Origin of the sequence: Leucothrix mucor DSM 2157 (genome assembly GCF_000419525.1) — a bacterium.
In the GTDB taxonomy this organism is placed as follows: domain Bacteria; phylum Pseudomonadota; class Gammaproteobacteria; order Thiotrichales; family Thiotrichaceae; genus Leucothrix; species Leucothrix mucor.
Window position 1 is genome coordinate 4,715,001 of record NZ_ATTE01000001.1, and the last position, 25,944, is coordinate 4,740,944.

Here is a 25,944-nt window from a genome sequence, read left to right on the forward strand (position 1 = left end):
TCTTTAAAAAATCAAGTAATAATCTAGGTCAACGACTCAACATGATGAGTGTTTAGGCGTTGACATGAAAATGGAAACATTTTCTCAAGACAAATCGTTACAAAGTTATAGTCATCGCCCTGAGCGTTGTGGGAGTCAAAAGGCCACAGCAGACTGTTCAGGGTTATAGAATCAAGTGACTAAGCGTATGTGGTGGATGCCTAGGCGATAAGAGGCGATGAAGGACGTAGTAATCTGCGAAAAGCCCCGGTGAGCTGATAAACAAGCTGTGACCCGAGGATGTCCGAATGGGGAAACCCGGCACTATAAGGTGTCATCGTAATCTGAATACATAGGATTACGAAGCTAACCCGGAGAACTGAAACATCTAAGTACCCGGAGGAACAGAAATCAACCGAGATTCCCTTAGTAGCGGCGAGCGAACGGGGACCAGCCCTTAAGCGGCTTTAATGATAAGAGAACACGTTGGGAAGCGTGACCAGAGTGGGTGATAGTCCCGTATCTGAAATCATTTTAGTCGTGAAAACGAGTAGGTCGGGACACGTGATATCCTGATTGAACATGGGGGGACCATCCTCCAAGGCTAAATACTCCTTATCGACCGATAGTGAACCAGTACCGTGAGGGAAAGGCGAAAAGAACCCCGGAGAGGGGAGTGAAATAGAACCTGAAACCGCATACGTACAAGCAGTGGGAGCCTGAATTTATTCGGGTGACTGCGTACCTTTTGTATAATGGGTCAGCGACTTACTCATCGTGGCAAGCTTAAGCGTATAGCGTAGGCGTAGGGAAACCGAGTCTTAATAGGGCGACAAGTCGCGGTCAGTAGACCCGAAACCGAGCGATCTATCCATGGCCAGGTTGAAGGTGGGGTAACACCTACTGGAGGACCGAACCCACGTATGTTGAAAAATGCGGGGATGAGCTGTGGATCGGAGTGAAAGGCTAATCAAGCTCGGAGATAGCTGGTTCTCCTCGAAATCTATTTAGGTAGAGCCTCATGTATTACTCACGGGGGTAGAGCACTGTTATGGCTAGGGGGGCCTGACCGCCTTACCAACCCATTGCAAACTCCGAATACCGTGAAGTAGCAGCATGGGAGTCACACGGCGGGTGCTAACGTCCGTCGTGGAAAGGGAAACAACCCAGACCGCCAGCTAAGGTCCCAAAATTACAGCTCAGTGGGAAACGATGTGGGAAGGCACAGACAGCCAGGAGGTTGGCTTAGAAGCAGCCATCCTTTAAAGAAAGCGTAATAGCTCACTGGTCGAGTCGGCCTGCGCGGAAGATTTAACGGGGCTCAAGCTGTATACCGAAGCTGCGGAATCGGATTTATCCGATTGGTAGAGGAGCGTTCTGTAAGCCAATGAAGGTGAATCGTAAGGTTTGCTGGAGGTATCAGAAGTGCGAATGCTGACATAAGTAACGATAAGACGGGTGAAAAACCCGTCCGCCGAAAATCCAAGGTTTCCTGCGCAACGTTAATCGGCGCAGGGTTAGTCGGCCCCTAAGGCGAGGCAGAGATGCGTAGTCGATGGGAAACAGGTTAATATTCCTGTACCGCTAATAAGTGCGATGGGGTGACGGAGAAGGCTAGGCTAGAACACAGTTGGTGTGTATCTAAGCGTTTAGGCAGAGAACTTAGGCAAATCCGGGTTCTTAATGCTGAGGCGTGATGGCGACGGTTCTACGGAACTGGAGTAGTCGATGCCATGCTTCCAGGAAAAACCTCTAAGCTTCAGCTTATTAGTGACCGTACTCTAAACGGACACACGTGGATAGGATGAGAATTCCAAGGCGCTTGAGAGAACTCTGGTGAAGGAACTAGGCAAAATAGCACCGTAACTTCGGGAGAAGGTGCGCCCCTGACGGTTCATAGCTGTTGGGGGCCGCAGAGACCAGGTGGCTGCGACTGTTTATCAAAAACACAGCACTCTGCTAACGCGAAAGCGGACGTATAGGGTGTGACGCCTGCCCGGTGCCGGAAGGTTAATTGATGGGGTTAGCTTCGGCGAAGCTCTTGATCGAAGCCCCGGTAAACGGCGGCCGTAACTATAACGGTCCTAAGGTAGCGAAATTCCTTGTCGGGTAAGTTCCGACCTGCACGAATGGCGTAACGACGGCCACACTGTCTCCACCAGAGGCTCAGTGAAATTGAAATCGCAGTTAAGATGCTGCGTACCCGCGGCTAGACGGAAAGACCCCGTGCACCTTTACTACAGCTTTGCACTGAACATCGGGCCTACTTGTGTAGGATAGCTGGGAGGCTTTGAAACCGGGACGCTAGTTCCGGTGGAGCCAATCTTGAAATACCAGCCTGGTAGTTCTGATGTTCTAACCACGGCCCCTGATCGGGGTTTGGGACAGTGTATGGTGGGTAGTTTGACTGGGGCGGTCTCCTCCTAAAGCGTAACGGAGGAGCGCGAAGGTTCACTAATCATGGTCGGAAATCATGAGGTTTGTGCAAAGGCATAAGTGAGCTTGACTGCGAGACAGACACGTCGAGCAGGTACGAAAGTAGGTCTTAGTGATCCGGTGGTTCTGTATGGAAGGGCCATCGCTCAACGGATAAAAGGTACGCCGGGGATAACAGGCTGATACCGCCCAAGAGTTCATATCGACGGCGGTGTTTGGCACCTCGATGTCGGCTCATCACATCCTGGGGCTGAAGCGGGTCCCAAGGGTATGGCTGTTCGCCATTTAAAGTGGTACGCGAGCTGGGTTCAGAACGTCGTGAGACAGTTCGGTCCCTATCTGCCGTGGGCGTTAGAATATTGAGGAAAGCTGCTCCTAGTACGAGAGGACCGGAGTGGACGAACCTCTGGTGTACCGGTTGTCACGCCAGTGGCATAGCCGGGTAGCTAAGTTCGGACAGGATAACCGCTGAAAGCATCTAAGCGGGAAGCCCCTTCCAAGATGAGTATTCTCTGGAGACTAGATCTCCCTAAAGGGCCGTTGAAGACTACGACGTTGATAGGCACCATGTGGAAGCGCAGTAATGTGTGTAGCTAAGGTGTACTAATTGCCCGTGAGGCTTGATTCTATAACCCTGAATGGTTTGTTTGGACGAAAGTGTAGGACATTACCACTAGATTATTACTGATTTTACGTGCGATTGAGCGCGGGGCAGCTGAGGCTGTTGCCGCAAACCAGTTCAGTCACACACACCGGTTTTCCTGGTGACCATAGAGACATTGAACCACCTGATCCCATCCCGAACTCAGCAGTGAAAAGTGTCATCGCCGATGATAGTGTGGGGTTTCCCCATGTGAAAGTAGGACATTACCAGGATTGAACAGAAGGGCCTCGGACAGTACAACTGTCCGGGGCTTTTTTTATGCCTGAAATTTGATGAAATGAAGTGTTAGCAATAGCAGTAACTCATGATAGTTTGTGTCTTCAAGTTATGGTCTTAGATGCTGGGATTCATAAACAACTGTTCTGGTCAAGTCCAGCCGGACACTTTAATTTGAGACACTTCAAATTCGATTGGCGACAGATCATCATTAGCCGTGTGTAGCCTGTCACGATTGTAATAACGGATATACTCCTCAACATCCTGCTTCATGGTTTGTCGTGTTAAATGATAGACCTTTAATAGCCATTCATTTTTTAAACTGCCAAAGAAACGTTCAACCACTGCGTTATCCCAGCAAGCTCCCACACCACTCATTGATGCGTTGATGTGACGGCGTTTTAACAAGCACCTGAATGCCTTACTTGTATATTGAGAGCCCCGATCACTGTGAAAAATCAATCCTTTACCAGGGGCTCTGAGGTTGATCGCCATCTGCATTGCTCGACTGACCAAATCAACCGTCATCCGCTTGTCAATCGCCCAGCCAACAATTCGTTTGGAGTATAAATCCATTACGATAGCCAAATACATCCAGCCCTCATGGGTTCTCAAATAAGTGACATCACCCGGCCAAACCTGATTGGGTTTCTTGGGGTTGAAGTCCTGATTAATCAAGTTATCAGCCACTTGATCCGAGTGTTTTCTTCGCGTGGTTACTTTGTAAGCTTGACGCTGAACAACCACCAGACCCAGGCGCTTCATTAATGTACGTACCCGATATCGGCCAATGATAAAGCCTTCTTTGCGCAGTTTCTTGACCATCTCCCTCGATCCTAAGCTTTCCCTGCTTGCTTTAAATAGTTGCTTAATCCGGCGATACAGATGCAATTTATCAGCAGTGATTAGTTGAGCAGGCCGTACCAACCAATCGTAATAGGCTGAACGGCTTACCTGCATCACTCGGCAGGCCATTGTTGTTGGGAAGTAGTCAGGTAAACCTCTGATAAACTGAAACGTTACTTCATTTCTTTTGCAAAGAAGGCGCTGGCCTTCCTAAGAAACACATTCCAGCGTGTAGCCAAAATCAGCTGCTTTACGTCGTAAGTTCTTGAGCGCTCTCTCCTTATACTGTTGCTCATACTGATCAGCGCCCGGATCCCTATAATCCTGACCATAGCGCATCGAGTTATAAAATAGGACAGCTATTTTGCGCGCGGTGGCGGTCACCGCTTTGGCTTTGCCTATTCGGGCTGATAGACGTCGGTAAAAGGCACCTAATGCCGTATTCGTTCGTCCCAACGTCGTTGCGGCTAATCTTAAATGAGCCACGATGCGATTATTACTTTTGCGGCTATGAGAGGACAGAACTTTCCCGCCTGTAATCTTCGAACCGGGGCAGAGTGTTAGCCACGAGGTGAAGTGCTTGGCAGTTGGCCATTTACTAAGATCAGTGCCACATTCGGAGATCAGTCTCAGCGCAAGGTAAGGGCCAATGCCATGAATTTGCGTCAAGTCGACTCCCACTAAGCCATAGAGAGCTTGTCGGACATCAAAATTTAGTGCATTCGGTTGTTTGGTTTTGTGCCGTGCTTTCGGTATCGGCTGGTCTGGTTCTGGGCTATCCAATGAGAGCATCGTGAGTGACTGCTCAATTTCAACATCGCATTCTTTTACCTGTACTTGATAGGCATCGTATAAATTCAAGGCTTGTTTGGGAGCAAACAAATGTTCAGGTTGATAATTGCCAGTCAGCGCTTTGCAAATAGTGGCTTGGTCAGACTTACAGCGACCATCACGCATAACGGCAAGGGTTGTCGGGTCATACTGTCCACCCACAATCGCTCTGATAATTTTCATACCGGTGACGCCCGTTATGTCCGTAATCACATGATGAAGTAGAATATTCATGTGAGTGAGTGCTTTTTGCATATGCTGAATATGGGCTGCGGCATAATCCAACATACGCTCACGGGTACGCAAATAACAACGTAGTGCAACAATAGCTTGCTTGGGGCGAAAGCTGGCTTTTAACAAGCCACACGCATGGAGTTGTTGTATCCACTGGGCATCTTTTACATCCGTCTTACGGCCAGGTACAGAACGTGTTTCGCGGGCGTTAGCAAGTACAACGTCTAATCCTCGACTCTCCAATTCTTCATATAAAGGTATCCAGTAAACGCCTGTTGACTCCATGGCGACGGTGGTGATGCCGATTTTAACCAGCCAATCTGCCAAACGATGAATATCGCTGGTGAAGGCCTGAAAGGTTTGCACTGAGTCTTCACACAGGTCTGGAGAAACTGAGACCACATGAAAAGTAGCCCCAACATCAATCCCAGCTGCAAAAGGGTTGATGACCGGTAATGCCTGACTGTTAACTTTCCGCTTTTTCATAAAGTACCCTCGTTGAATTGAGAGCCTACCGGGAGGGGAGTACGAATAAATCCATCACTTTCCTAAACGGGGTCACTAAGTGCCGCCAATACTGGGTACGCCAACTCCCCGGATCAGGTTTTTTGACGGGATCAAATCTCCAAAAGGCGAACGATCACTATCCGGTGGGCTATTCAGAGTATAGCTAAAAGGGTGTTTCTAATGTTATGGGGCTGGGCTAAACAGTGGGCGGTTTTTTAATATTTCTTTCTCCATACGGAGCCGTTTGACTTCTTTGCGGAGGGCAACCAACTCACTTTTTTCGTCTGGATTCAGAAAGCTATCTTGCTTTGATTGCTCCAGTTTTTGTTTCCACTGGTAGAGTTGATTTGTCCGTATGCCTAAAGATTCAGCTGCTTGAGGCACGCTATACCCTTGCTCGGTTACCAAAGCGACTGCTTCTTCCTTAAACTCCTGCGTGTAGCTTTTGTAGGTTCGTTTCTTGCTCATAAACACCTCGATAGATAAATTAATTATCTCTTATCGAAGTGTCCGGTTCCATTGGACCAGAACAAATAGTCACAAAAAAGCGCCCGTAGGCGCTAATTTAGTTGATCTAAAAATGTATCTAACAAGTCTATCTGTTACACATATTGCCCCGCGCACCATCCTGACGCCCAAGCCCATTGAAAGTTGTAGCCACCAAGATGTCCTGTCACATCAATGCTTTCACCAATGAAATAAAGTCCATTGACGTGTTTTGCTTCAAGTGTTTTCGAAGATAGTTCATCACAATTCACTCCGCCAAGCGCAACTTCGGCGGTTCGCATTCCTTCAGTACCGCTAGGTTTTAGTCGCCAATCGCTTAATGTCATCGCGATAGCGCCAAGCTCTTTCGAGTTGTACTGTGCCATTGGTTTATTTTCAAAGAACAATTCACAAAGCTTAATCGCTAATCGCTTAGGTAGTACTTGGGATAAGAGTGTTTTAAGTTCTGCCTTTGGGCGTTCCGATTGTTGCTCTTTCAGCCACTCTTCAGTATCAATATCGGGAAGTAGGTTTACGCTAACCTCATCGCCTAACTGCCAATAAGATGAAATTTGTAACGCGGCTGGACCACTTAGTCCCCGGTGTGTAAACAAAATTGCCTCTTTAAAGCTAACATTGTTGCATTCCATTCTGACATCAACAGCTGTACCGGAGATCTCTCTGAAAAAACTCACCAGCTCAGCTTCCGGGAAAATAAAAGGTACTAGCCCAGGGGTAAAAGGAAAGGTTTTTAGTGAGAACTGTTCTGCAACTTGTTGTGAGAAATCGGTCGCACCCATTTTTGGAATAGAGGGACCACCTGTTGCAACAACTAAGCTTTCGCTAGAGAAGTCGCCAAGACTGCTTTTAACGGTGAATTCTTCTGCCTTTTCAATAGCGCTAATATCACAGTTAAGTTGTATTTTTACATTGGCCTCACGGCACTCATCCAGCAGTAGCTCAACAATAGCACCTGCTTTTTGATCACAGAATAATTGCCCGAGCGTCTTTTCAGTCCAGCTCAAGCCATGTTTTTCAAGTAGGGCAATAAAGTCCCACTGTGTGTAACGAGACAATGCAGATTTACAAAAATGGGTATTATGAGATAAATATGCGTCAGGTTCGGTGTAGAGGTTGGTGAAATTACAGCGTCCACCACCAGATATCAGAATTTTTTTTCCAGCCTTGTTGGCTTTTTCTAAAACCAGTACAGAGCGTCCGCGTTGACCTGCCTGAATGGCACACATAAGGCCGGCAGCTCCAGCTCCGATAATAATTACATCATAATTTATCAAGGATGATTTACTCTTGGTTGCCACGTTACTAGTAAGTTAACGGGATTACTAACAATGAGCGGCCATACTATCTACTATATTAGTTGGGTTCAACAGGGCGATGCCGAGGCAATTTAGTGGATCTGAGGAATAAAGAGTATTTCCTGTTAATCTCACGTTCCGGTAGCAGCCCTGATAATAAAATTATAATAATAATGCTAACGGGAGCTGGGGTATGGGTAAGTTTTATAAAGCATTGGTTGAGAGTTTCGATGAATCGGTCTCAACAGCGACAATGGGGGCAGTGTTCTCTGTTGCCGCAGTAATGGGGGTGATCTCAGTCTCAGGTATTCTGATGAAGCCTTATGAAGCACGAGATGTTGTAACTAGCATTCATCAGCGCATCTTGCTGGAAAAAGAAATGCGCGAGTTAAGTCGTGTCAACTACAGCCCTAAGGCAAATGTAGTCACCTATAATAATTTTGCAAGTGCTGATATCTTTTCAGATGTTTCCTACTTTTCGCCTAAGCCTCAGCTTGTCAAAAGCAATGAAAAAACGGATAGGGCTCAAAGCTTCGATGAGCAAGTGCGCTCTGAAAACTATTGGGCAAGTTTAGGTGAGAGTTTGAAGGAAGATCGTACTATCCCAAGCTCCGTACCGGTAGTGATACCACCGGTAATCGTCGGAATTGCTGATTAAAATCTTATAGCGGTCTGTTCGTTATTTCCAGAGTTGCTGCATTCGTTCCTGCAGTGACTCGCGGATCTGTTGCTGCTTTTGCTCGTCCGTTATTTGCTGGTTATCGAGAGTAGTTATATAGAATATATCCTCTACCTCTTCCCCTAGAGTAGAAATACGGGCGCTATGGATCAAAAGCTTCTCATTGTAAAACACTTGGCTTATTCGCGTTAGCAGGCCCGGAAAGTCAGACGTATATAGCGTTAATACGGTTTGTTTCTTTGTTTCGTTCTGCCCAAATGTTACCCGAGTTGGGGTATCAAAATACTTCAGCTTTCTTGGTACTCGATAATGAGACGGGTTTGTAGTAAAGGTCTCGCTGAGTAAATTCTTATTTATTGTACGAAGAATCGTTTGCTGATCACTTAACACGGTGACTGGCTTTCCTTCAGTATTAAGAAATGTCAGTGTATCTAAAGAGTACCCATCATCATTAGTCGCTAAATTCGCGGCAACGATATTCATGTGCATTTGCTCGAGGGATGAAGCAATACGGGTGAATAAGGTCTTTTTTGTTTTAGCAAAGATGAATACTTGTGTACTGCTGCGTTTCTCGTCTTGCTTTAAACGAATGATTGGCTTTGTCGTGTTGGCCTGATGGATTTCTGCAATATGCCACACGAGTAAGTCCACAGGATGCTGGAGTAAATATTCGGTACTCATCCCATTCCAGAAAGTCTGGCAATCTTCAGCGCTAATTTCTATCTCGGCTAATTGCTTAATTGCCGAATTCTTCTTTTCAATCAATAAGTCGTGAGCACTTGGGCTGGCGCTTTCTGATTGTTGCAAATAGTTGCGGGTTGATTGGTAAAGCTCACGAAGTAGGGCATTTTTCCAGTCGGTCAATAGCGTAGGGTTTGTACTGCGAATGTCGCAAATCGTGAGTAAATAGAGGTAATCCAAGCGAGATTGAAGCGCAACGGTATCCGCAAACTCCTGAATTACTTTTGGATCACTAATATCTTTTCGTTGTGCGGTGGTGCTCATCGTTAAGTGTTGTCTAACCAGCCAGCTCACTAAGTTAGAATCGTATTCGTTTAAGCCGTGAGACTTACAAAACTCTAAAGCATCAACCGCACCAAGCTCCGAGTGCGAACCGGGTCTCCCCTTGGCAATATCATGGAATAGTGCTGCAAGGTATAAAAGCTGTGGGCGATTTAGGGTTGTGAATATTTCACTTAGAAAGGGTGTTTTCTTTCGGCCTTTCTCAACGCCTAACTGCCGAATATGTTGTACAAGGTTCAATGTGTGGTCATCTACAGTGAACGCATGGAACAGGTCGTACTGCATTCGCCCGACAATGTTCGCAAAGGCTGGGATGTAAGCCGCCAAGACGCCATAGCGATTCATTCTGCGCATCACAAAGGTAATGCCTGATGACTCATTTAGAATATCCATGAAAATCTGTTTGTGCTTTGCTTTCGCTCTGAAGTTGTCGTCAATCAGGTGTAGGTTGTTACGCAACTCCCGAATAGTGTCAGGCGTTAGTCCTTTCAGTTCTGGAGTAACCTGAAGGGTATAAAACACACTAAGTAAGGTATGGGGGTGGTTCTTAAATACATACGGGTTGGCGATGGCTAGATAGTCGTCATCATTTAGATAAAGCGGCGTAATGTGAAATGGCTTTACATTGGTCGGAGGTAAAATCCGTTTGCGCAGTACGCCGAGCAACACCTCATTTAGGCGCTCCAGCTCAGTGATCGTCCGATAATAGCGCTGCATAAAACGCTCCACAGATTGGTTCTGTGTGTCATCGGTATAGCCAAAAATGTGAGCCAACGAGCGTTGGTAATCAAATAATAAACGGTCTTCTTTGCGCTCTGCCAGAATGTGTAAGGCGAAGCGAACGGTCCATAGAAAATGCTTACCTTCAACCAGCGTCTGTAGTTCTTTCGAGGTCAATAAGGTTTGGTCCGATGAGGCGTGCAGTAATCTAACGTTATAAGCACGCTCAGTTACCCAATCGATCGTCTGAATGTCGCGCAGTCCGCCAGGGCCTTCTTTGAGATTGGGCTCAACACGGTAAGCAGTGTCACCATACTGTTGATAGCGGTCATGCTTTTCTTGTATTTTTGCTTCAAAGAAACGCTCAGCAGGCCAAAGTTTATCTGGCGCTATTTGTGTTTCCAGCTCTGAGAATAAGGCTTCATTACCTGTGAGGTGGCGAGCCTCAATAAGGTTGGTGATAACCGTCAGGTCTTGCTCGGCCTCTTCAACGCATTGCGGGATGGTTCGAACGCTGTGGCCAACTTCAAGTCCTAAGTCCCAAAGATTGGTTAAAAAATCAGAGAGCTTCCCCTCGGTCGCAGAATCGGGCTCTTCTTGTAACAGAATGAGTAAATCAACATCTGAGGCAGGATGCATTTCTGCACGTCCGTATCCGCCGACGGCAATGAGCGCGAGAGTGTCTAGTTCGGTTAGCCCAGTCTGATCCCATAGCTCACTAACGACATAATCAATGGTGGCGCTACGGTCGCTAAGTAATTGCTTGATATGTACTTTATCATCAAAGTCTTGTTTCAGCTTAAGTGCAGATTCGCGCAGTACGTCCTTTAGCATTATAGATACTCCAAGGCTTCTTCTAATCGTTGGGCGGGGAAAATAGTCATTCCTTTAATGGCTTGTCGCGGCATATTTCCTTTGGGAATAATGGCTCGCTTAAAGCCATGCTTCAGTGCTTCTTTCAAACGCTCTTCACCATTGGGTACTGGGCGAATTTCTCCAGCCAGGCCAATTTCACCAAAGACAATCATATCTGATGGATGAGGGCGGTTTCGGAAACTGGATAGAGCGGCCAGCATCAAGGGTAAGTCTGCAGCGGTCTCAGTAATTTTCACGCCACCAACGACATTGGCAAATACATCCTGATCAAACATTGAGATGCCGCCGTGTCGATGCATAACGGCCAATAGCATAGCCATGCGATTCTGCTCTAATCCTAAGGCAACACGCTTGGGTTGTGAGCCGTGGCTTTCATCAACTAAAGCCTGCACCTCAACTAGTAGAGGGCGTGTACCTTCGCGCGTGACCATAATTACACTACCGGGCACATCTTCATCGTGGCGAGAGAGGAAAATAGCAGAGGGGTTGCTAATTCCCTTGAGGCCTTTTTCGGTCATCGCAAACACGCCTAGCTCGTTAACGGCACCGAAGCGATTTTTGACGGCACGCAATAAGCGGTATCGACTACCAGGATCGCCTTCGAAGTAGAGTACGGTATCAACCATGTGCTCCAATACTCTGGGGCCAGCGAGTGTGCCTTCTTTGGTCACGTGGCCCGCAATAAAGGTCGCGGTATTGGTTTGTTTGGCGTAGCGCGTTAATTTGGCGGTGGCTTCTCTGATCTGGCTTACTGAGCCCGGCGCAGAGGTTAGGTGTTCGGTATAGATCGTTTGAATCGAGTCGATCACCATCACTTCAGGCTTTTCAACGTTGGCTAGCTCGATGATGCGCTCAATACAAGTTTCTGTAAGTAACCGTAGATTTTCGGTAGGAAGCTCAAGTCGCTGCGCTCGCATTGAGACTTGCTGCAATGACTCCTCACCTGTGACGTAGAGTGTTTTGGTGTCTTTCAGGCTAGAGAGCGTCTGCAATAGAATAGTGGATTTTCCGATGCCGGGGTCACCACCAATCAAAATTACGGAGCCTTGAACCAGTCCACCGCCGAGCACGCGATCTAACTCAGACTGGCCAGTTGTAGTGCGAATATCTTCTTTAAAATCAATTTCGTTAATCGATTTTATTCGGCTATTTTCACCCGCATAACCGCCGGTACGATGGTTTGTTTTTGCGGCGGCCGGTGTTGCGATAACGGCTTCTTCTTGCAGGGTATTCCATTCATTGCAATCACTGCACTGCCCGCCCCATTTTAGGTGGACGCTACCACACGCGGTACAAACGTATTGCGTTTTACTTTTAGCCATTAGGTGTCGTTTCGATTCGTTGTAAGCGAGGATGCAGGATCAGTGTTTTAACCGCGTTATTACGGGTTTGACGAACTTCCAAAGGGTATTCGTTAATGAGTATTGTAACACCCGGAACTGGTAATGAGCCGAGATGCTCGGTCACCAGTCCGTTGATGGTCTTCGGGCCATTAGTTGGTAGGTCGATTGCCAGCTGACGATTTAGTTCACGAATATGCATGGCGCCATCAACCCAGACTGAGCCATCTTCTTGTTGCACGGCTTCATCATTGAACGAAGTGGGTGTGAAGGCCCCTACAATTTCTTCAAGAATATCTTCAAGCGTCACCATGCCTTGCACATCACCGTACTCATCAACCACAATCGCAACCCGCTTTTTCTCGGTTTGAAAGTTAATCAGCTGTTGGGTAAGTACTGTACCAGTCGGAGTGAAGTAAGGAGGCGTGACTGTCTCTAGTAATGATTCTCTGCTTAGTCTGTCTTCATAGAATAAAGGCAGTAAAGCGCGGATATTTGTAAAGCCGATGATGTTATCAACTTGTCCTTGATAGACTAATAATCGCGTAAAATTACTGCGAAGAATCTGCTCCTCAATATCATTCCAGTCTTCATCAATATCGATACCGCTGACTTCGGTGCGCACGATCATGATGTCTTCAACAGTGGTTGTCTCCATATCCAACACGCTGACGACCATGTCTTGATGGTTAGCGGGGATTAGGTCTCCAGCTTCATTGACGACGGCCTTTAAGTCTTCATGGCTGAGTGACTCTAAATCAACTTTTTCTGGGTCGACGCCGAATAGCTTTACGATGGAGTTCGCGACCAAGTTGATCATCCAAACTAGTGGATATGCCAGTTTCAGTAAGGGTGTGTAGATATACGCTGCAGGAAAAGCAATGGCTTCTGACTTAAGCGCTGCAATAGTTTTCGGTGTTACCTCGGCGAAAATCAGCAACATTAAGGTCAGTGCTCCGGTGGCAATTGCCACGCCGGCATTACCCGCCAGACGAAAACCAATCAAGGTGGCTAGCTGCGTGATCAGGATGTTCACCAGATTGTTACCCAGTAGAATCAAACCAATCAGCCGATCTGGCTTTTGCAGCAAATCATAGGCCAGTGCAGCGCCTCGATTTGATTGAGCAGTGTGTTTCAGCTTGTACCTGTTCAATGCCATTAAGGCCGTTTCAGAGCCGGAAAAGAACGCTGATAAAATAAACAGAACAAACAGTAATAAGAATAATAGTCCCAGCGGGATGTGGTCGATGTTCACGAGGTCAGTAGATACTCTTGTACGAATTTAGTGCCGAAAAAGGCTAGCATTAGTAAGCCGAAGCCGCTCAGTGTCCAGCGTGTTGCGCTAATGCCGCGCCAGCCATATTTCCAGCGGCCCAGTAGTAGGGCGGAAAACACGAGCCAAGCGACAATGGATAGCACTGTTTTATGGGCAACATGAGCGTCAAAAAAGTTCTCAAGGTAGACAAAGCCAGTAATCAGTGTGACTGACAGCAGGGCGACGCCCACCTTGATAAAACGAAACAGCAAACTGTCCATGTCCTGAAGAGCAGGCAATGTGCGCAAGAAGGCATTGGGCTTATGATTATGCAGATGAATGTGTTGGTACGCTAGAATGACGGCCTGAATCGCCGCGATCATCAGCATGCTATACGCCAATAGTGCCGAAAGAATGTGAACACCCAGTCCATTAATCGGTATGCGCTGTGAGTGTTCAGTCAGTGGCAGGAACACTTGTGCAAATAGCGCTATCGCTATGAATGGTAAGGTGAATAAGTTCAGACTTTCCAGTCGGTGTGTAATGGCGGTGATTAGCAATACCTGACCTGCTAGCCACATGACATGCGATGCAGCACTAATAAAGTCTAACGATAAATGCTGCTCTGATATAAGCGGAGAGTATAAATAGGCGGCATGTAAGCAGGCCGCAACTAACCATATCCAAAGGTAATGCCTGGATAATGCAGGTGCTTCAGTTTGTTTGAATCCTGCTCGCCAGCGCATTGCCAGTAATAGCCAGGCAATGGCATAGAGTATGATCGCAATGGTACCGATTGTTGTCATTATTTTAGTTCAGGTGAATATTCTCAGTGCTTAATGGTATAATGTAACCCACGTTGTGCATAGAGCGTAATTGATAAGAATATTCTTGTTCGGATGGCGGCGCTCGGTACGTTTCCCTATATGACTGCAACACTACACTAAGTGCTAATAATATGTTTGAAAATTTAAGTGAACGGCTCTCCCATACGGTCAAAAAGTTACGTGGTCAAGCGCGACTAACTGACGAAAATATTAAGGATACGCTGCGCGAAGTGCGGATGGCGCTACTGGAAGCGGATGTCGCGTTACCCGTTGTACGGGATTTCGTCGCCAGAGTTAAAGAGCGCGCAGTTGGGCAGGAAGTGCTTTCTAGTTTGTCTCCTGGTCAGGTCTTAATCAAGATCGTTAATGACGAACTGGTTGAGACAATGGGGCAGGCGAACGAGTCGCTTGATCTAAGAGCGCAGCCACCTGCCGTTATTTTGATGGCGGGTTTGCAGGGGGCGGGTAAAACGACAACGGCAGGTAAGCTGGCAAAGCTACTGAAAGTTCGAGAGAAAAAGACGGTTGCTGTGGTGAGTTGTGACGTTTACCGTCCTGCGGCAATCAAGCAGTTAGAAACATTGGCCACGCAAGTGGAAGCGGTGTTTATTCCTAGTGATGTTGGTCAGTCGCCGGTTGATATTGCGAATAACGCATTGGCTGAAGCAAAACGTCAGCACATTGATGTTCTGATTGTCGATACAGCTGGTCGTTTGCATATCGATGCAGAGATGATGCAAGAGATTCAAGCGATTCACCGTGCGGTAGCACCGGTTGAGACTTTGTTCGTTGTTGACAGTATGACCGGTCAGGATGCGGCGAATACCGCTAAAGCATTCGGTGATGCATTGCCGCTAACGGGTGTCGTTCTGACTAAAGCAGATGGTGATGCGCGCGGTGGTGCGGCATTGTCAGTACGCCAAATCACTGGCAAGCCGATTAAGTTTATCGGAATGGGCGAGAAGATTGATGCGCTTGAGCCTTTCCACCCTGATCGTATTGCATCACGAATTTTGGGTATGGGTGATGTGCTGTCGCTGGTTGAAGAGGCGCAGCGTAATGTTGACCATAAGCAAGCTCAACAATTGGCTCGCAAGCTCAATAAAGGCAAAGGTTTTGACCTTGAAGATCTGCGCAATCAAATGCTGCAAATGGAAAAAATGGGCGGCATGAGTGGTTTGATCGACAAGCTACCCGGGGTTAATGGAAAGATGGCGGCAGTCGTTAATGATGAAAAGACGACGAAGCAAGTTAAGCAAATGGTCGGCATTATTAACTCAATGACACCTCAGGAGCGTCGCTTTCCGGATTTGATTAAAGGCTCACGCAAGCGTCGTATCGCAGTGGGTTCTGGTTTGCAGATTCAGGACGTGAATCGTTTGCTGAAGCAGCATAAGCAGATGAGCAAGATGATGAAGAAATTCTCTGGCGGCGGTCTGAAGAAAATGATGCGTGGAATGCAGGGTCAGCTACCGCCAGGTATGGGTGGTGGCGGTGGCTTCCCCGGAATGTAAGCTTTAGAAGGTGCTAGTGTACTGCACTGAGTAGCTCGTGCGGCCGAAGTTAGCTTTCAGGCGTTGGCCTTTGCCATACTTGAAACTAACTAGGCTGCCGAGTATTTCTTTTGCTTGATTGAGTCGCTTGGTGACGTTATCCGTTTTTTTGGCTGGTGCGCTAAACGTTTCAGAAGGTAAGCCACTCTTTTTAGCAACCGTGCTACTTTCTAATGATAGTTGTAGTGGGGCGGCGGAGCTGGACTCATTTGCATTCGCATGTGCACTTAATATTGTGATTGTTAGTGCTGCAGCTGCAAGTATTTTAATTGTATGCATAAGATCCTCGGGGGTAATCTAGGTCGTACGTATTGTTATTATTATTTTTGCCTGATGACACTCTGGGGGAGAATACAGGTTTAAATATATTGATTAATGGTAATATTACGGTTTATTTAAGTTATGTGACAATGCTGTCACGATTGGTTCAAGGATTCTAGTTCAAATTGTATAAACGGTATCCTGAGTTATTCGTGGCGCTTTTCAAAAAAATATTTAAATTACTCTTTTATTCTGCGTGGATTGGAGTACAATTCCGCGTTTCCTTTTCTGACAGGATGCTTTGTGCTGTCCTGACATCTGACTGAAGATATAAAGTATGGTTACAATTCGCATGGCAAGAGGCGGTTCTAAGAAGCGCCCGTTTTATCACATCGTAGTAACAGATTCTCGCAAGCCACGTGACAGTGGTTACATTGAGCGTCTGGGTTATTTTAATCCTGTGGCTCGTGGTCAGGAAGTAAGACTGCACCTGGAACAAGAGCGTGTTGCGCATTGGATTGGTTTAGGCGCACAGCCTAGCGATCGTGTTGCTACACTGCTGAAAGACGCTGCTAAAGCTGCAGTTGCTGCATAATTGACGACTGAAAGACATTAACGAATGACAGTTGATAAAGAAGCTGAGCTTGTTGAGCTGGGGAGCATTAACGGCGTCTTTGGTGTTCAGGGTTGGGTAAAAGTGTTTTCACACACCTCGCCAAGGATCCAGATTACGGATTACCGTCGATGGGTACTCAAACATCATGGTCAGGAAACTGAATGTAAGGTGCTTCGTGGCCGGGTTCAGGGTAAATCAATTGTTGCACAATTAGATGTTATTGCTGATCGCAACCAGGCTGAGGCTATGGTTGGTGCAGTTATCTATGTGCATCGTGATCAGCTGGAAGTGCTGGCCGAAGGCGAGTATTACTGGTCCCAGTTAGTTGGCTTGAAGGTTTATACCGTTGATAATGTTGACTTGGGCGTAGTGGATTGGCTTTTCGAAACAGGTAATAACGATGTAATGGTTGTTGCTGGTGAGAGAGAACGCTTTATTCCTTATGTCAAAGGTGATTTTGTCAAAGAAGTAGACTTGGAAGCCGGAAAGATAGTTGTCGACTGGGATCCGGACTTTTAGCGCATGCATTTCTCTGTAATCACGCTGTTTCCCGAAATGGTGGAGTCAGTTGTGAACGGAGGCGTTGTCGGTAGGGCATCAAAACGAGGTCTGATGAATATGACCTGTATTAATCCCCGTGATTATGCAGAAGATGTTCACAGAACGGTAGATGATAGGCCCTATGGTGGCGGACCTGGTATGGTGATGCGGCCGGATTGTTTATTAAGAGCAATTCGTGATGAGAGAAATAAGTTTGGCGACTGTAAAGTGATTTACATGACCCCGCAAGGAAGGCCTTTGCAGCAGTCAATGCTGGAAGGGTTAGCAAAAGTAGATAATGTTATTCTGCTTTGTGGTCGTTATGAAGGGATTGATGAGCGTGTTATTACGCTTGAAGTGGATGAAGAGTGGTCAGTTGGTGATTACGTTCTGAGTGGTGGTGAATTAGCTGCGATGATCGTCATTGATGGCACGACTCGGTTGTTGCCTGAGGTGCTTGGGCATACCGAATCTGCAGTGCAGGACTCATTTAGCGATGGGATACTGGATCACCCTCATTACACTAGGCCCGAAAAAATTGAAGACCTCGAGGTGCCAGAGGTTTTGTTGAGTGGAAACCATAAGCTTATTGAGCAATGGAGACGCCAGCAGGCACTAGGCCGCACACAATTGCGACGACCTGCGTTATTGCAGGAAAAAGAATTGAGCGGGCAGGATAAACAACTGCTCGATGATTTTATGAAAGAAATAAAGACTTCAGAGGTTAAGTCATGAGTATCATTATTCAACAGCTCGAAACTGAGCAAATGAACAAAGAAATCCCACAGTTTGGCCCTGGAGATACTGTTGTCGTTCAGGTAAAAGTGCGTGAAGGCGATCGTGAGCGTCTGCAGGCATTTGAAGGTGTGGTTATTGCTAAGCGCAACCGTGGTTTGAATTCATCATTCACAGTTCGCAAGATCTCTTATGGTGAAGGTGTGGAGCGTGTATTCCAGACTTACAGCAGCCAGATCGGTGATATTTCAGTAAAGCGTAGCGGTGACGTTCGTCGTGCTAAGCTGTACTACCTGCGTGGACGTACCGGTAAGTCTGCCAGAATCAAAGAAAAAGTATAAGCAAATACCATTATTGGTTAGTTTGCCAAAAGCCAGCATCTTCGGATGCTGGCTTTTTTTTTGCCTGTAATTTGGGTAGGTCTTCAGTGCATAAAATCACGTACAGCAAAGATTAAGTTGGGGTGCTGTATAAGATAGATAAAATTATAATAATAAACAGGTTGCCAAGGTATTTTGACGTTCCTAGAAGACTATTCGCTGATATTGCTCGTTGCCGTCATTGTTGTGATAGCTGCTGCCTGTGCTGTGTATTGGTATAAGCGTCGGCTTGGTGACTCTAAAGGTTTGGTAATTCAGCCGGAATCATTGGGGGTTAAAGAGGAGATTCTGAAGATCGTCCCATTTCCCGTGGTGCTGTTGTCTGGTCAATATACCGTTATTTACCTTAACCCTGCTGCTGAAAGCTTGTTTGATACGCCATTAAGACGGAATCTTGGGCGGCAAGCGGGTGGTTTATTTCAGCTGCTTAATACGCAAACAAAAGTTGAGATAAAAAATTACCTTAATTATCGAAACACCAATGGTGCGGCAAATCATTCACAGATTGTAAGCTGTATTGTTCGTTATCAGTCGGCAATCAATGCTTGGATGAATGTAACGGTTTCGGTTGTCGAAGACAGTCGCGACCCGATGCAGTCTACCTACGCTTTATTTTTCGATGATATCTCCGCCACTCGTGCAGTTGAGTCTCAGTTAAGCTACATGGAGCGCCATGATGCGCAAACAGGTCTGCTGAATCGTCGTGCATTTGAGTCCATCCTGAAAGCATCGATTGATGATTCGAGAAAGCACGGCTCAAGTCATGTGTTTATGACGGTGAGTATCGATCAGTTTAAGACTATCAATGACACCGTTGGCTATGCTGCAGGTGATTCGCTAATTAATAAATTTGTCGGAGTACTTAAGCAGACTGTATCAGGCGAAGGTGAAACTATTGGTGGTCGGTTGGCTAGTAATGATTTCGGGATACTGTTCAGGGAAAGTACCTTGTTTTCTGCGGCAAATAGAATGAAAGCGATCCGTGATGAAATCGCTGACTTTCAGTTTACCTGGAACACCCGGGTCTTTCCGGTCACCTTGAGTGGTGGCTTCGTAGTCATTAAGAAAGAGACCAGTTCATCGGCCCGTGTGTTGACTGAGGCGGACATTGCCTGCCGTACGGCCAGAAATCACGGCGGAAACCGAGTCATTGCTTACCGTGCTGAAAGCGCTGAAATGCGCCAAGAGCAAAGCAATATGGAAGGTGTCTGGAATCTTAAGAAGGCCTTTAAAGAAAATAGTTTCCGTTTATTTGCTCAACCAATCCATCCATTACATGAAGATAAATTCGATCAGCCATTTCACCATTATGAGCTGCTGATTAGAATGACAGGTGAGGATGGTAAATTTATTCCACCTGATGAATTTATTCCGGTTGCTGAATACTACTCTATGATGCCTGAGTTAGATCGCTGGGTTGTTTCGGAGGCGCTGCGTCAGCTATCGCAGGTAGAGTTTAAGAATTCACGACCTGTATTTGCGATAAACCTCTCCGGTCAAAGTTTGGATGAGTCGAGCTTCCTCGACTACGTGCTGGAGGAGTTGGAAAAAACCGGCGTAGATCCTAGAATGGTCTGCTTTGAGATTACCGAAGCTGTTGCAGTTAGTGATATTACTTTGGCAACGCGCTTTATTAGTACGCTTAAAAATATGGGTGCTAGCTTCTCCTTGGATGATTTTGGAACGGGTGTGAGTTCCTATGGCTACCTAACATCATTGGATGTTGATTACCTGAAAATTGATGGGATTTTTGTTAAAGACTTGATGCGTGATTCAGTTGCCCGAAATATTGTTGAATCGGTTACTCAGGTAGGGCACTCCATGAATTTGAAGGTTATTGCAGAGTATGTTGAGGATGATAAAATCATCGCGCTGCTTCGTAAAATGGGTGTGGATTATGGGCAGGGCTATGGGATATCAAGGCCCAAGCCGCTTGAAGAAATGATTCTGCCGCATTTACCCAGTCAAAAAGTAGCCGCCAAATCAAGAGAGCTTGCTGAGGCCGTTTAGCCTAGCTAGTTTCTCTAACAACAATATCTCCCTGTGCTAGACTTATTCAAATTGTTATGAGTTCTATCACCTAGGGGGTACAAATGCGTTATCAGTATTGGCTGCATGCAGCGATTATTGTTTCATCACTTTTCACTCAAGCCGCTTGTACTTCTTTAGGGCAAGATGTCACTCGTTCGTCTACTGTTCCACCCAATGTCGAAACACCGGGTTGGGAGAGTGCTAATCGCGGGATATTTCTCGTTAATGCTGGCTTGGACTGGGCGATTGTTAAGCCGTTGGCGAGAGGTTATCAAGCCGTTACGCCTGAGGTAGTTGATGAAAGTGTCACTCATTTTTTCGGAAATTTAAGTGATGTCAAGACGTCGGTAAACGCTTTGCTTCAATTCAAGCCTCGTGCCGCAGTCACTAGCGCCGGACGCGTTGTTGTTAATAGCACGCTAGGTTTGGCTGGCTTTTTCGATGTTGCCTCCAAGATGAACCTCAAAAAATACAATGAAGACTTTGGGCAAACATTGGCGAGATGGGGTGTGCCTTCAGGGCCTTATGTGATGCTTCCTTTTCTTGGTCCGTCAACCTTGCGTGATGCCGTGGGTACTGTTGCCGATGGTTTTGTTGATCCACTCAATTATTCCAAATACCCAGCACAACTCACCGCCGTTAAGGTGATTGATAAACGCGCAGACTTGTTGAGTAGCGAAAAAGCCTTGCAAGACTTATCTGATGATCAATACAGTGCCTTGCGTGATCTCTGGCTACAGCGCCGTGCTTATGAATTACGTGATGGTGTTGAGGATAAAGCGAGCGCAGAAAAGAAAGATGATATGATCGATTTATTGGAATCCTTGGACGAATAAAAAAATGAAAATCCATATTTTGGGTATTTGCGGGACCTTTATGGGGGGGGTGGCTACGCTTGCTCGTGCAGAAGGGCATGAGGTCACCGGCTCAGATGAAAATGTATACCCTCCGATGAGTACGCTGCTGGAGTCTCAGGGTGTTGAGATTCAGCAAGGCTTTGCAATCGAAGATGTGCCGGCAGATGTTGATCAGGTTGTTGTCGGCAATGTAATGGCACGTGGTCGTCCCGTTGTTGAGGATATGCTGAATAAGCGATTGTCATACACTTCAGGCCCGCAGTGGCTGTTTGAAAATGTATTAAAAGACCGCTGGGTGCTGGCTGTTGCTGGAACTCATGGTAAAACTACGACTGCAAGTATGCTGGCGTGGGTGCTGGAATATGCCGGAATGTCTCCTGGTTTCTTAATTGGCGGCGTGCCTGAAAACTTCGGTGTCTCCGCGCGCTTAGGTGATACGCCATTTTTTGTAGTAGAAGCTGATGAATACGATACCGCTTTTTTTGATAAGCGCTCTAAGTTTGTTCATTACCACCCACGTACCGTTGTATTAAATAACCTTGAGTATGATCACGCCGATATTTTCCCAGACCTTGAGGCGATTAAAACTCAGTTTCACCATCTGCTAAGAATGGTTCCGGGTGATGGTTTGGTACTAACAAATGGTGAAGATGTGAATTTGCCGTCGGTATTGGAAAAAGGATGCTGGACTCCGGTGCAGGCTTTTTCTTCCACGCCTACAGCAGATGGCTGGTCGGCACGTCTACAGGATGAGGCTGGTCAAGTCTTTGATGTGCTATTAGATGGCGAGTTACAAGGCACGGTTTCATGGTCCCAAATGGGGCAGCATAATGTTAGTAATGCGTTAGCATCTATTGCCGCTGCGCGTCACGTTGGTGTACCGCCTGAGCATTCCATTGCGGCGTTGGCAGAGTTCAAAGGCGTTAAACGCCGCATGCAGTTACGTGGCGAAGTGCAGGGTGTGCGTGTTTATGATGACTTTGCTCATCACCCGACGGCAATTGCAACCACGCTACAAGGCTTGCGCCGCAGTGTAGGAAGTCAGCGAATTGTTGCTATTTTAGAGCCGCGTTCTAATACTATGCGCTTGGGTGTACACAAGGCTAAGCTAGCCGAATCACTTGCCGAGGCTGACGAGGTTTTGCTGTATCAACCAGAAGGTTTGGGTTGGGACTTGCATGATGTGAGTGAGAGTTTGGGTGGCAAAGCGAGTACTTATTCAGCAGTTTCTGATTTGGTTGAATATCTGGCTAAAACCGCCGCATCGGGTGACCAGCTGCTAGTAATGAGTAATGGCGGCTTTGGTGGTATCCACGATCAATTATTACAAGCGTTAGAGGCGAGAGTCTGATGTTTCCACCACCTAAGGTTGTGACGCTTATTATGACGGGTGCCTCTGGTGCGCAATACGGTTTGCGCTTGCTGGAAGTGCTGGTTGAAAAAGGTATTCAAATTAATTTATTGCTCTCTCGTCCGGGGCAGTTAGTGATTAATATGGAAACCGATCTGCAAGTTCCGGGGCGGGCTAAAGAGGCCGAGGTTTATTTCACTGAGCTCTATAAGGCGCAGCCTGGTCAAATTCGAGTATTTGAGCGCGAGCAATGGATGTCGCCGGTAGCGAGTGGTAGTGGCGTGGCAGATGCAACAGTGGTTTGCCCTTGCACTACGTCTACCTTATCAGCGATTGCAGTCGGCGCCAGTAAGAGCTTAATTGAGCGAGCGGCTGATGTGTGTTTAAAAGAGAGGAAGCAGCTAATTTTGGTGGTGCGCGAGACGCCATTTTCAGATATTCACCTTGAGAATATGTTGAAATTATCGCGTATGGGTGCGGTTATTATGCCGGCAAATCCGGGGTTTTATTTCAAGCCCACTACCATTGATGAGCTCATTGATTTCATTGTGGCGCGGGTTTTAGATCACTTGAGAATTCCGCATGAGCTGACGGCGCGCTGGGGTGATAAGGGCTGTTTTCCTTGATATTCGATAGGCAAGTCCCTATATTCTGTCGTTCACATAAAAGATAAGGAGACCGTCGTGTCGACCGTTGATATTACTGCAGAAACATTCGAAGCTACGATAGAAAAAAATGACATTGTAATTGTAGATTTCTGGGCTGAATGGTGTGGTCCTTGTAAGTCATTTGCGCCTATTTACGAAGAAGTTTCTACAAAGCACGACGACATTGTGTTCGGTAAAATTGACACTGAAGCAGAGCAAGAGCTAGCGGCTCACTTTCAGATTCGCTCAATTCCGACGCTAATGGTTTTCCGTGATCAGGTCGTACTGTATTCACAAGCGGGTATGCTTAACAATTCACAGCTCGAAGATTTGATCACTAAAATCAGAGAGTTGGATATGGCAACAGTACATGCTGAAATTGCCAAGCAGGCGGAAGCCTAAGCTAGTCGCTTAACAGTATTTGTTTGATGAAAGTTGGCCCGCTCACCGAGTGGGTCGATGTATTGGGGATAGCCCGGGAATAGTACATAGCATGAATCCAGATTTTCTAGATTTTGAGCAGCCCATTGCTAAGTTGCAGTCTCAGATTGAAGAGTTGCGCGAAGTAAGTGATAAGGATATTAATCTGGCCGACGATGTGTCGCGTCTGGAAAAAAAGGTTGAATCGCTAACCAAGTCTATCTTCTCCAAGCTAACGGCCAAGCAAGTTGGTCAGCTGGCACGTCATCCTAAGCGTCCTTATACCTTGGATATTGTTGCTGGTTTATGTACAGACTTTCAAGAGTTGCATGGTGATCGCGCATTTGCTGATGATCACGCCACTGTGGGTGGTATTGCACGATTTGAAGGGCGTCCGGTGATGATCATTGGTCATCAAAAAGGCCGTGATACAAAAGAAAACATTCGACGCAATTTCGGTATGCCTCGTCCAGAGGGTTATCGTAAAGCTTTGCGTCTACTGCGTTTAGCAGAAAAATTCCATTTGCCAGTGCTTACCTTTATCGATACTGCGGGTGCTTATCCCGGGATCGGTGCTGAAGAGCGTGGACAAAGTGAGGCCATTGCTCGCAACCTGTTTGAAATGTCTAAGCTTAAAACGCCAATCATTGTCACCGTAGTGGGTGAGGGTGGTTCTGGTGGTGCCTTGGCTATTGGTGTAGGTGATGTTGTGATGATGTTGCAGTACGCAACCTATTCGGTTATCTCGCCAGAAGGTTGTGCCTCCATTTTATGGAAAAGTGCTGATAAAGCGGCAGAGGCGGCAGAAGCCATGGGGATTACCTCAGAAAAGCTGCATGACTTAGGCTTGATTGATCGCATTATTCCAGAGCCTCTAGGTGGTGCGCATCGTAATTATCAGGAAACGATCGCCAACATGCGTGAAGCGATTGCGAGTAGTTTGCGTGAAGTGGGTGCGTTAAGTACTCAGCAATTATTGGATCGTCGCTACCAGCGGTTGATGAGTTACGGTCAGTTTGAAACATGATCTGCTAACCGTTGTTGATTCGCTGACTTCCGTTCTGGAGCAGCGTAAATTCCTACTGGCCTACAGTGGTGGCTTGGATTCGCATGTTTTATTGCATGTTATGAGTCGCCTGCCGGATATTGAGTTGCGAGCTGTGCATATTGATCACGGCTTGCAGGATGCTTCTCCTTGGTGGGGGCGTCATTGTCGCGATATCTGTAATGATCTTGGCGTTCCGCTGGAGCGTATTTCCCTGCATTTGGCGGTTCCTGAGGGGCAAAGTGTTGAAGCTTATGCCCGCGAAAAGCGCTATCAGGCGTTTAAAGACCAGTTGCAGCCGGGCGAAGTGCTGCTGACCGCTCACCATCAGAATGATCAGGCCGAAACTTTATTGATTCAGCTGCTGCGCGGTGCTGGCGGTGCAGGTTTGTCTGCCATGCCAATGATTGCGCCATTTGCGGCTGGGCATCATATGCGCCCATTGCTCAATTGTTCCAGAGTGCAGCTAGAAGCCTACGCAGATGAGTATCAGCTCAGCTTTGTAGAAGATAGTAGTAATGCCGATCTGCGTTACGACCGGAACTATCTGCGACATCAAATTTTACCGCAGCTGGCTGAGCGTTGGCCTGGTTGTTATGGCACCTTATCCCGCGCTGCGTTTATTCAAGGCGAAACTCAGCAATTACTCGATAGCTATGTGGCTCAAGATGCGCTGCAGCAGGTTGGTTCTGTTGCGGGTACGTTATCGGTCGCTGCGTTGCTGGATTGCGAGCCAGCCCGACGTCGGGCGATTCTGCGTTATTGGCTGATCAGTTCAGGATTTAAAGCGCCATCGGCTAAAAAGCTTCAGCATATTATCTCGGATGTGTTGTATGCGGCTGAGGATGCGTCGCCCTGCGTGCACTGGGCGGATGTTGAGGTTAGGCGTTATCGCGATGATTTGTATGTGATGAATGCGTTGTCTGAACACGACCCGATGCAAACGTTTAGCTGGGATCTAACCGAAGATCTATTTATTGCTTCGCTAGGTTTGTTGCTGCGAGCAGATCAGTTGGGTGCGTGGGGTGATAAGTTACGCGCTGATGAAGCCGTGCTTAGTTTGCGCTTCCGTCAAGGTGGTGAGGTGATGAGGCCGCCAGAAAAAGAGCATTCGATAAGCTTGAAGCATATTTTTCAGCAATTTGCCGTACCACCTTGGCTGCGTGAGCGAATTCCGCTGGTATTTTTAGGCGATCAGCTGATTATGGTCTACGGCGTTTGCCAGATTGATCCAGCCAGCTGAGAGTGCTAACAAAACGGTGTTAGTCTAAGA

At 46.9% G+C, this 25,944-nt stretch carries 20 protein-coding genes, 2 rRNA genes and 2 pseudogenes; 15 read left to right on the plus strand and 9 right to left on the minus strand.

Annotation, left to right across the window (positions count from 1 at the left end):
- Positions 1–169 precede the first annotated feature (169 nt).
- A 23S ribosomal RNA gene (locus LEUMU_RS0121585) occupies positions 170–3,043 on the plus strand.
- 132 nt (positions 3,044–3,175) lie between these two features.
- A 5S ribosomal RNA gene (gene rrf / locus LEUMU_RS0121590) occupies positions 3,176–3,291 on the plus strand.
- Positions 3,292–3,445: 154 nt separating this feature from the next.
- On the opposite strand, the pseudogene LEUMU_RS0121595 reads toward rrf, so the two are convergent.
- From LEUMU_RS0121595 to LEUMU_RS0121610, 4 genes and pseudogenes are all read right to left on the minus strand, one after another.
- A pseudogene (locus LEUMU_RS0121595) lies at positions 3,446–4,351 on the minus strand (IS3 family transposase); the annotation flags it as partial.
- Positions 4,352–5,692: an IS110 family RNA-guided transposase gene (locus LEUMU_RS0121600; RefSeq protein ID WP_022954387.1), complete on the minus strand. Its 1,341-nt coding sequence runs from the start codon at positions 5,690–5,692 to the stop codon at positions 4,352–4,354.
- A gap of 234 nt (positions 5,693–5,926) precedes the next feature.
- Positions 5,927–6,181, minus strand: a pseudogene (locus tag LEUMU_RS0121605) (transposase); the annotation flags it as partial.
- Between the two features lie 134 nt (positions 6,182–6,315).
- Positions 6,316–7,446: a BaiN/RdsA family NAD(P)/FAD-dependent oxidoreductase gene (locus LEUMU_RS0121610; RefSeq protein WP_051156082.1), complete on the minus strand. Its 1,131-nt coding sequence runs from the start codon at positions 7,444–7,446 to the stop codon at positions 6,316–6,318.
- A gap of 262 nt (positions 7,447–7,708) precedes the next feature.
- Here LEUMU_RS0121610 and LEUMU_RS0121615 point away from each other — a divergent pair, with 262 nt between their 5' ends.
- Complete coding sequence (locus LEUMU_RS0121615) at positions 7,709–8,173, plus strand: hypothetical protein (protein WP_022954390.1); 465 nt, start codon at positions 7,709–7,711, stop codon at positions 8,171–8,173.
- A gap of 21 nt (positions 8,174–8,194) precedes the next feature.
- Here the strand turns inward: LEUMU_RS0121615 and glnD are convergent, their stop codons facing one another.
- From glnD to LEUMU_RS0121635, 4 genes are read right to left on the minus strand one after another with little or no spacing between them, the layout of a single operon-like run.
- Positions 8,195–10,771, minus strand: a complete 2,577-nt coding sequence (gene glnD, locus LEUMU_RS0121620; RefSeq protein WP_022954391.1) for a [protein-PII] uridylyltransferase — start codon at positions 10,769–10,771, stop codon at positions 8,195–8,197.
- A complete protein-coding gene (gene radA / locus LEUMU_RS0121625; protein ID WP_022954392.1) occupies positions 10,771–12,135 on the minus strand; it encodes a DNA repair protein RadA in 1,365 nt (454 codons plus the stop codon). The genes glnD and radA overlap by 1 nt, the downstream gene beginning before the upstream one ends.
- Positions 12,128–13,408 carry an HlyC/CorC family transporter gene (locus LEUMU_RS0121630; protein ID WP_022954393.1) on the minus strand — a complete coding sequence of 427 codons (1,281 nt, stop codon included), beginning with the start codon at positions 13,406–13,408 and terminating at the stop codon, positions 12,128–12,130. Before LEUMU_RS0121630 ends, radA begins: the two co-directional genes overlap by 8 nt.
- Entirely contained in the window at positions 13,405–14,214 is an 810-nt protein-coding gene (locus LEUMU_RS0121635) for a cytochrome C assembly family protein (RefSeq protein ID WP_022954394.1), read from the minus strand. Before LEUMU_RS0121635 ends, LEUMU_RS0121630 begins: the two co-directional genes overlap by 4 nt.
- A 152-nt stretch (positions 14,215–14,366) precedes the next feature.
- Between LEUMU_RS0121635 and ffh the strand changes: the two genes are divergently transcribed.
- The gene (gene ffh / locus LEUMU_RS0121640; RefSeq protein ID WP_022954395.1) at positions 14,367–15,749 is read left to right on the plus strand and encodes a signal recognition particle protein; all 1,383 of its coding nucleotides are present in this window, start codon (positions 14,367–14,369) and stop codon (positions 15,747–15,749) included.
- A gap of 3 nt (positions 15,750–15,752) precedes the next feature.
- Here the strand turns inward: ffh and LEUMU_RS0121645 are convergent, their stop codons facing one another.
- Positions 15,753–16,067, minus strand: a complete 315-nt coding sequence (locus tag LEUMU_RS0121645; RefSeq protein WP_022954396.1) for a hypothetical protein — start codon at positions 16,065–16,067, stop codon at positions 15,753–15,755.
- A gap of 319 nt (positions 16,068–16,386) precedes the next feature.
- On the opposite strand from LEUMU_RS0121645, the gene rpsP reads away from it, so the two are divergent.
- From rpsP to tilS, 11 genes are all read left to right on the plus strand, one after another.
- A complete protein-coding gene (gene rpsP, locus LEUMU_RS0121650; protein WP_022954397.1) occupies positions 16,387–16,644 on the plus strand; it encodes a 30S ribosomal protein S16 in 258 nt (85 codons plus the stop codon).
- Between the two features lie 24 nt (positions 16,645–16,668).
- On the plus strand, positions 16,669–17,184 hold the full coding sequence (gene rimM, locus LEUMU_RS0121655) for a ribosome maturation factor RimM (protein WP_022954398.1): 516 nt from the start codon (positions 16,669–16,671) through the stop codon (positions 17,182–17,184).
- 3 nt (positions 17,185–17,187) lie between these two features.
- Positions 17,188–17,940, plus strand: a complete 753-nt coding sequence (trmD, locus tag LEUMU_RS0121660; RefSeq protein WP_022954399.1) for a tRNA (guanosine(37)-N1)-methyltransferase TrmD — start codon at positions 17,188–17,190, stop codon at positions 17,938–17,940.
- Positions 17,937–18,281: a 50S ribosomal protein L19 gene (rplS, locus tag LEUMU_RS0121665; RefSeq protein WP_022954400.1), complete on the plus strand. Its 345-nt coding sequence runs from the start codon at positions 17,937–17,939 to the stop codon at positions 18,279–18,281. Before trmD ends, rplS begins: the two co-directional genes overlap by 4 nt.
- Positions 18,282–18,455: 174 nt before the next feature.
- Entirely contained in the window at positions 18,456–20,330 is a 1,875-nt protein-coding gene (locus LEUMU_RS27290) for a sensor domain-containing protein (protein ID WP_157474430.1), read from the plus strand.
- Between the two features lie 83 nt (positions 20,331–20,413).
- Positions 20,414–21,187: an MlaA family lipoprotein gene (locus LEUMU_RS27295; protein ID WP_022954402.1), complete on the plus strand. Its 774-nt coding sequence runs from the start codon at positions 20,414–20,416 to the stop codon at positions 21,185–21,187.
- A 4-nt stretch (positions 21,188–21,191) separates the two neighbouring features.
- On the plus strand, positions 21,192–22,559 hold the full coding sequence (gene mpl, locus LEUMU_RS0121680) for a UDP-N-acetylmuramate:L-alanyl-gamma-D-glutamyl-meso-diaminopimelate ligase (protein WP_022954403.1): 1,368 nt from the start codon (positions 21,192–21,194) through the stop codon (positions 22,557–22,559).
- Positions 22,559–23,185, plus strand: a complete 627-nt coding sequence (locus tag LEUMU_RS0121685; RefSeq protein WP_022954404.1) for a flavin prenyltransferase UbiX — start codon at positions 22,559–22,561, stop codon at positions 23,183–23,185. The genes mpl and LEUMU_RS0121685 overlap by 1 nt, the downstream gene beginning before the upstream one ends.
- 57 nt (positions 23,186–23,242) lie before the next feature.
- Positions 23,243–23,608: a thioredoxin gene (gene trxA / locus LEUMU_RS0121690; RefSeq protein WP_022954405.1), complete on the plus strand. Its 366-nt coding sequence runs from the start codon at positions 23,243–23,245 to the stop codon at positions 23,606–23,608.
- A 91-nt stretch (positions 23,609–23,699) separates the two neighbouring features.
- The gene (locus LEUMU_RS0121695) at positions 23,700–24,653 is read left to right on the plus strand and encodes an acetyl-CoA carboxylase carboxyltransferase subunit alpha (protein WP_022954406.1); all 954 of its coding nucleotides are present in this window, start codon (positions 23,700–23,702) and stop codon (positions 24,651–24,653) included.
- Positions 24,643–25,914, plus strand: coding sequence for a tRNA lysidine(34) synthetase TilS (tilS, locus tag LEUMU_RS0121700; RefSeq protein WP_022954407.1), 1,272 nt, complete (start codon positions 24,643–24,645; stop codon positions 25,912–25,914). Before LEUMU_RS0121695 ends, tilS begins: the two co-directional genes overlap by 11 nt.
- The last annotated feature ends 30 nt before the right edge of the window (positions 25,915–25,944 follow it).